The organism is Wolbachia endosymbiont of Glossina morsitans morsitans (genome assembly GCF_000689175.1).
GTDB classification, from domain to species: Bacteria; Pseudomonadota; Alphaproteobacteria; order Rickettsiales; family Anaplasmataceae; genus Wolbachia; species Wolbachia pipientis.
Genome location: NZ_AWUH01000026.1, coordinates 4270 through 10291 on the forward strand (window position 1 = coordinate 4270; position 6022 = coordinate 10291).

Sequence of the window (6022 nt, forward strand, 5' to 3'; positions counted from 1 at the left end):
GCAACTCTTTTGCCTTTTGAGGATCACCTAAAGTACCATAAACGATACCCAGGTTTGCCAGTGGTTTAACAATTTCAAAATGGTCAGAATCGTAATGTTTCTTAAAGATAACTAAAGCCCGTTCAAACAACTCTTTTGCTTTCTGAGGATCACCTAAACCATAATGAGCGGTGCCGAGATTTGTTAGTATGGCAGTAACTTCGAAATGGTCATGGCCATAATGTTTCTCAGAAATAGGTAAAGCCCGTTCAAGCAACTCCTTTTTTTTCTTGTGATCACCTAAATCTCCATAAGCATTACCTAGATTTATCAGTGTTTTAACAACTCCAGAATGACCAAAGCTATAATGTTTCTCTTGAATTATTAAAGCTCGTGCAAGCAGCGTTTTTGCTTTCTTGGGATCGCCTAAAACTATGTAAACGCCACCTAAGTTTGTCAGTAGTTTAGCAACTATAAAATGATCAGGGCCATAATGTTTTCTAAAGATAGGTAAAACCCGTTCAAGCGACTCCTTTTGTCTTCTAGGATTACCCAAGTAATAATATTCATCACTCATTCGTATTAACAAATCCACAAGGTAATCCTTCTCTATTGTTTGCTTTTCTAAAGGATTTTTTCCTAGCCAATCATCTATATGTGATAAGAACGTTTCTAAATGTGGTAACAACTGTCGTTTCTTAGCATAATCTTCTAACTTGTCACTGTCGTCAGGGAAGCTTTCTTTTAATAATTGAAAAACGGTTTTTATATCTTTTTTAATTTTTCCACTTTCCTTTGACTTTAGCCTAATTACATCTTGTACTAAACAGTGAATAGAAACACTACTACTCTGCTCATTGGACACTAGCATCGAATATCTCAATAATATACCTAATACTTCTTCAAAAGGTTTTTCTTCAGAATTGTTCTCTACAATCTCAGGAAATATTCTTAACAAATCTTTAGGAATATCATTGTCTAAATATGCACAAGCTACTAACAGCTTGCTTGCTAGTTTAGACTCATTACGAATTACGTCCATTGTAATATCCCAAGTAATAAACACAGGCTCATGGTTAGAATCCTTAGGTAGTGTTTTATGAGATAATAAATAAAGCTTCCTTTCTGCATAAATTTCTAAGTAACGTGAGATAGTCATTTTGTTTTCTTTAATGTAAGCGCAAGCCTGAGCTAATGCCAAAGGTAATCTACCTAACTTTTCTGCCAATATACCTATATTTGGCCTATCGCTTTCTGAAACCTGGCCTAGAATTTTCTTAACATATAATTCTGATTCTGGGGGAGTAAAAACGTCTACACCTATACTCCCTTGTGGCCATTCAGTATTACGAGACGTAAGTATTATTTTGCCGCCTTTTGTAGGTCTGAGCTTAGAAATGACTTCATAATTTGATACATTATCATAAATCAACAACCAGCCTTCACGTTTAGAATCTTCTAGCCAGTTTTTCACATAATAAGCTCGCCGTGCAATAGAAATGTTGTCTTCATCGTGAACAATGTTTAATTTTCTTCCTAAATTAACATATTCACTGAGTAGTTGATCTTCATCTTTTGCATTAAACCAACATATTGCCTTGTATTCTTTCCCATGTTTTTGAATAAAATCTAGCACTGACTGTGTTTTACCTACTCCACCTAACCCGTACAAAGCAGTTAATATAACTGGCTCATTTTTTGTCTTTAGATGATTTACTATTTCTTCATTGAGATATTGTCGTTAAATGAAATTTCCACTAGCTATTTTAGGTGGAATGTTCCACCGTTCAAATAGATCTTCTCTAGGTTTGAGACTATAAAGATGTTCTATAACTGATATTTTGTATATATTCCCTATTTCTTTCTTAATAATATCATCTAATTTTGAATGATTATGTTCATCAACTACAAACCTTATTCTAAGTAAAAAATCTTCTATTTCATCGTCACTACCACAACTGATGTTCAGTAGTATTTTTTCAGTATGATTTTTTATTTTGTAGCACGTCCCTTTTTGACCTTCATAAATATTTAAAGTGTTATCATTTGTTAACTTTGACTCTTCCAGATACTTCTCTAATGTTTCTACGCTTCCTTGCTTCTCTGTACCTTTTTTTAGGTTCACATTAGTATGAATGACAAGCGTAATATCACTGTTCTAACACTCAGGGTTTTGCTTAATCTCAGGATGAGATTCAAAATATTTGTTTAACCCGAAATCTTCTTTCTGTTGCTTTCTATCATTTCCATCAATAAACAAATCTCCAAAAGTAATATTCTTCGAAGAGCGATGTGTATTGCAGTGCTTAGCTTGTCTATTTCATCGTCACTACCACAACTGATGTTCAGTAGTATTTTTTCAGTATGATTTTTTATTTTGTAGCACGTCCCTTTTTGACCTTCATAAATATTTAAAGTGTTATCATTTGTTAACTTTGACTCTTCCAGATACTTCTCTAATGTTTCTACGCTTCCTTGCTTCTCTGTACCTTTTTTTAGGTTCACATTGACATTAGTATGAATGACAAGCGTAATATCACTGTTCTTACACTCAGGGTTTTGCTTAATCTCAGGATGAGATTCAAAATATTTGTTTAACCCGAAATCTTCTTTCTGTTGCTTTCTATCATTTCCATCAATAAACAAATCTCCAAAAGTAATATTCTTCGAAGAGCGATGTGTATTGCAGTGCTTAGCTTGCACCAAGATAATTCTCGATTTGTTCTTCTGATCTTTATACTCAAAAAAAAATATCATCAAAGGCTCCAAAACCTTCTATGTTTGATGCTAACCAAAAGTCAATTTTACTACTTAACCCATGAAGTAGATACAGCATTAATAATTTTACTTCATACTTGCGACCATGATCACCTGTTGATGTGCCATCTCTCTTCTTAAATGTACGATTACTGAGTACTTCAGACTGTTTGTTTTCTACATTCATACCCTACTAAATCTACGAATAACTTCTTTCTATAAAAAATTAAAGTCACCAAGTGCCTAAGATAATGCAACAGATTCTTTAACATTGTAATAACAGTGCCGAACAGGGTCAATTTTGTTTGCTGCCTTAAGCATAAAGATTCCCCGAATCTAATATGTCATTGCTGTAGGCTGCATTTAGTAATATAATCTCATATTAAATAAGACTTTACTTAAGTTTATGCTAGATTCTCCGCTAATTTTGACAGCCATTCTTATATTTTTTATTTTTACGTTGTCATTCTTTTTTATAAGAAAGATATTTGGATCAACAAACAAGAAGATAATAAAATCCTTTAGTAAAATTGTTCAGCAAATAAATGCATTAGAAACAGAAATGCAGAGCTTATCTGATGAGGAGCTTGCTGGTAAAACTGAAGAATTCAATCGAGAATTGAAAAATGGGAAAACGTTAAATGATCTTCTCGTACCTGCATTTGCAGTTGTGCGTGAAGCCTCTCGAAGGTTTCTTAACATGAGGCACTTTGATGTTCAACTGATTGGTGGAATGGTGCTCCACAATGGCATGATATCAGAAATGAAAACAGGAGAGGGAAAGACACTCGTTGCAACTTTAGCAGCATATCTAAATTCCTTAGAAGGGAAAGGCGTGCACGTCGTAACTGTTAACGATTATCTTGCAAAACGAGACACAGAGTGGATGAGCAAATTATATAATTCTCTTGGGGTTTCTGTTGCGTTTATTACGAATAACTTGACAGACGAAGAGAGGAGAGAGGCTTACAGTGCAGATATCGTGTATTCCACAAATAACGAGCTTGCCTTTGATTACCTGCGAGATAATATGAAATTTTCTCAAGAAGACATGGTTCAGAGAGGCTTTCACTACGGAATAGTTGATGAAGTGGACTCAATACTCATTGATGAAGCTCGCACTCCGCTTATTATTTCTGGCCCTGTTGAGGAAAACAATCAGATATATAAGCATATCAATAAAATAGTAACCAAATTAGTTGACTATGATTATGAAGTAGATGAAAAAGGTAGAACGGTATTCTTGACTGAAGATGGTATTTCACGAGTGGAGGAACTACTGAGGTCATACAATCTCATTCCTGAAAATTCCTCGCTCTATGATACTGACAGCATGATAATGACTCATTATATAGACCAAGCATTACGTGCACATAAGCTGTTTACTGCTGATAAAGATTATATAGTAAAGGATGGCAAGGTAGTGATTATTGATGAATTTACTGGGCGTATGATGGAGGGCAGGAGATATTCCGATGGTCTTCATCAGGCACTTGAAGCGAAGGAGAATCTTGAAATTCAGCATGAAAACCAAACTTTAGCATCGGTTACATTTCAGAATTACTTTCGTATGTACAATAAACTCTCCGGAATGACTGGAACAGCAGCAACAGAGGCAGAAGAGTTTCGTGATATATACAGATTAAATGTAGTAAAAATTCCAACCAATGTACCTGTAAAAAGAGTTGATATTGATGATGAAATTTACGGTACAGAAAAGGAAAAATTTAATGCTGTGTTGAAGTTTATAGAAGAATGCCACAAACACCTTCAACCGGTCCTTGTTGGCACGGTGAGCATCGAAAACTCTGAGAAGCTTTCTGCGCTTTTGCAAAGCCATTCTCTTAAGCATTCAGTATTGAATGCTCGTTATCATGAACAAGAGGCGTACATAATAGCGCAAGCTGGGGTGCCAGGTAGTGTCACTATAGCAACTAACATGGCAGGGCGTGGAACTGATATTCAGCTTGGTGGAAATGCTGAAATGATCGCAAAGGTAGAGCTCAAGAAAATAAAAAATGCTGATGAAAGAGAAAAAAAATATCAAGAAATAGTTGAAAGAGTAAAAAAAGATAAGGAAATTGCTATAAAAGCAGGTGGTTTATGTGTGGTTGGAACCGAAAGACATGAAAGCAGGAGAATAGATGATCAATTACGCGGCCGTTCTGGTCGTCAGGGGGATCCTGGACTTTCTAAGTTCTTTTTATCGCTCGAAGATGACCTAATGAGAATATTTGGTTCTGATAGAATGAGAAGCTTTTTACAAAAAGTAGGGTTAAAGAATAACGAAGCTATTCATCATCCATGGATCAATAAGGCACTCGAGAAAGCGCAAAAGAAAGTTGAAGCTAGAAACTATGACGTGCGGAAATCTCTACTTAACTTTGATGACGTAATCAATAACCAACGTAAAGTTATTTTTAAGCAGAGAAACAACATCTTAGGCAACGAAAATAATGATACATTTGAAGTGTATAGCGAAATAAATGAGAGCGTAGTAGAAGGTATAATCCAAAGTGGCTATTACGAAGATTATGTTGAAGATATAGCCAAAGAATTCCATACAAGGATTGGAATAACGCTTGATAAAGAAGACTTGGCAAAGTTTTTGAATAAACAAGAAGCTTTGAATTATATAAATGATAAGATACAAGAATTTTTTACTGAGAAAGAAAAATATTTCAACAGTCAGCACACTACAGATTTGTGGAATACGATCGTGAAGCAAATGATGATAATGACACTTGATCATTTATCGAGGGAACACCTTTCAGTTTTAGAGAGCCTAAGACAAAGCATAAGCTTACGTGCTATGGGGCAGAGAGTTCCACTGAATGAATTTAAACGCGAAGCTTTCTTGATGTTTGAGTCGATGCTTGAAAAATGGAAGGAACTCACCATTCATCGCCTAGCGCACTTTAAGTTGGCAGACAACCAAGAGATAGGCAATAGATTACATTCTGCTAGAAATAGCAGACTTCCCAAAGTCTCAAGAAACGACAAGTGCCCTTGTAATTCTGGAAAGAAGTACAAACACTGCCACGGCGCGGTTACTGTGGTGAATTAATAATTATGGTTGTACAGTTTGTTTATTTCCATCAACATTACTGCAGCTAACCTCACTTAGCTTACTGTTTAATGAATACTCTGATGACTTATGTGTAACTCCATAGGTAATACTACCAACTATCAGTGCAGATGCTACAGTAATTCCAATTATTGCTAGTGCAGGTAATGCAGTGGCATAGGCGAGTATAGCTCTTTTTACAATAATCCGAACAGACCG

Annotated in this window: 5 protein-coding genes and 1 pseudogene; 1 reads left to right on the top strand and 5 read right to left on the bottom strand. The window is 35.4% G+C overall.

Going from position 1 to position 6022, the window contains the following annotated elements:
• The 4 genes from WGMM_RS00790 to WGMM_RS06365 form a co-directional block, all read right to left on the bottom strand.
• On the bottom strand, positions 1–1699 hold a 1699-nt coding region (locus WGMM_RS00790; RefSeq protein ID WP_338062964.1), incomplete at its 3' end, for a tetratricopeptide repeat protein.
• A 21-nt stretch (positions 1700–1720) separates the two neighbouring features.
• Complete coding sequence (locus WGMM_RS06360) at positions 1721–2104, bottom strand: hypothetical protein (protein ID WP_038248518.1); 384 nt, start codon at positions 2102–2104, stop codon at positions 1721–1723.
• 83 nt (positions 2105–2187) lie between these two features.
• A complete protein-coding gene (locus WGMM_RS00800; RefSeq protein ID WP_038248521.1) occupies positions 2188–2736 on the bottom strand; it encodes a hypothetical protein in 549 nt (182 codons plus the stop codon).
• Entirely contained in the window at positions 2720–2923 is a 204-nt protein-coding gene (locus WGMM_RS06365) for a hypothetical protein (protein ID WP_038248523.1), read from the bottom strand. The genes WGMM_RS00800 and WGMM_RS06365 overlap by 17 nt, the downstream gene beginning before the upstream one ends.
• Positions 2924–3142: 219 nt before the next feature.
• On the opposite strand from WGMM_RS06365, the gene secA reads away from it, so the two are divergent.
• Positions 3143–5803, top strand: a complete 2661-nt coding sequence (secA, locus tag WGMM_RS00810; protein ID WP_038248526.1) for a preprotein translocase subunit SecA — start codon at positions 3143–3145, stop codon at positions 5801–5803.
• Positions 5804–5806: 3 nt separating this feature from the next.
• Here secA and WGMM_RS00815 read toward each other — a convergent pair.
• A pseudogene (locus tag WGMM_RS00815) lies at positions 5807–6022 on the bottom strand (ankyrin repeat domain-containing protein); the annotation flags it as partial.